Below are 1,883 nucleotides of genomic sequence, written 5' to 3' on the forward strand. Positions count from 1 at the left end.
GGCCTGTTGTCTCAAAGCCCAATAGTGTGTCTGATGATTTTCCGCAGATGCTTTCCCGCATCCCACGCCAAGTTTGTTGAGTGCACCAGACCCCCACCCACTACAGGTGTGAGGCCATCCAACGAATCGCCTGAAAGCTCAGCTGATCCCGCGATCTGCGGGGCCGGCCCAGGTCTCGTGGTGCTCCTTAGAAAGGAGGTGATCCAGCCGCACCTTCCGGTACGGCTACCTTGTTACGACTTCGTCCCAATCGCCGATCCCACCTTCGACGGCTCCCTCCACAAGGGTTAGGCCACCGGCTTCGGGTGTTACCGACTTTCATGACGTGACGGGCGGTGTGTACAAGGCCCGGGAACGTATTCACCGCAGCGTTGCTGATCTGCGATTACTAGCGACTCCGACTTCACGGGGTCGAGTTGCAGACCCCGATCCGAACTGAGACCGGCTTTGAAAGGATTCGCTCCACCTCACGGCATCGCAGCCCTTTGTACCGGCCATTGTAGCATGTGTGAAGCCCTGGACATAAGGGGCATGATGACTTGACGTCATCCCCACCTTCCTCCGAGTTGACCCCGGCAGTCTCTCACGAGTCCCCGCCATTACGCGCTGGCAACATAAGATAAGGGTTGCGCTCGTTGCGGGACTTAACCCAACATCTCACGACACGAGCTGACGACAGCCATGCACCACCTGCACACAGGCCACAAGGGAACCAATATCTCTACTGGCGTCCTGTGCATGTCAAACCCAGGTAAGGTTCTTCGCGTTGCATCGAATTAATCCACATGCTCCGCCGCTTGTGCGGGCCCCCGTCAATTTCTTTGAGTTTTAGCCTTGCGGCCGTACTCCCCAGGCGGGGTACTTAATGCGTTAGCTACGGCACGGATCCCAAGGAAGGAAACCCACACCTAGTACCCACCGTTTACGGCGTGGACTACCAGGGTATCTAATCCTGTTCGCTCCCCACGCTTTCGCTCCTCAGCGTCAGTTACTGCCCAGAGACCCGCCTTCGCCACCGGTGTTCCTCCTGATATCTGCGCATTCCACCGCTACACCAGGAATTCCAGTCTCCCCTGCAGTACTCTAGTCTGCCCGTATCGCCCGCACGCCCACAGTTAAGCTGTGAGTTTTCACGAACAACGCGACAAACCACCTACGAGCTCTTTACGCCCAGTAATTCCGGACAACGCTCGGACCCTACGTATTACCGCGGCTGCTGGCACGTAGTTGGCCGGTCCTTCTTCTATAGGTACCGTCACTTGCGCTTCGTCCCTATTGAAAGAGGTTTACAACCCGAAGGCCGTCATCCCTCACGCGGCGTCGCTGCATCAGGCTTGCGCCCATTGTGCAATATTCCCCACTGCTGCCTCCCGTAGGAGTCTGGGCCGTATCTCAGTCCCAGTGTGGCCGGTCACCCTCTCAGGCCGGCTACCCGTCGTCGCCTTGGTAGGCCATTACCCCACCAACAAGCTGATAGGCCGCGGGCCCATCCCACACCGCAAAAGCTTTCCACCACACACCAGGAAGTGCGCGGTCATATTCGGTATTAGACCCAGTTTCCCAGGCTTATCCCAAAGTGCAGGGCAGATCACCCACGTGTTACTCACCCGTTCGCCACTCGAGTACCCCGAAGGGCCTTTCCGTTCGACTTGCATGTGTTAAGCACGCCGCCAGCGTTCGTCCTGAGCCAGAATCAAACTCTCCAAACAAAAACTTCCCAGTCCAAAAACCAGGCAGAATTCGAATCAGAAAAATTCGACCAAACAAAAGACACCAACAAACTGGCATCAAAAAAACAAAGCCACACCCTAAACGGGAAAAAGAGCGTGGCCAAAAACAACAAACAAAAACCACCAAACACACTATTGAGTTCTCAAACAACA

Annotated in this window: 1 rRNA gene; it reads right to left on the bottom strand. The window is 55.9% G+C overall.

From position 1 onward, the window contains the following. Positions 1-191: 191 nt before the first annotated feature. Positions 192-1,709, bottom strand: a 16S ribosomal RNA gene (locus tag AC4ELS_RS21245). Between the last annotated feature and the right edge of the window lie 174 nt (positions 1,710-1,883).

The sequence above is a fragment of the Mycobacterium shunyiense genome, from assembly GCF_058270035.1.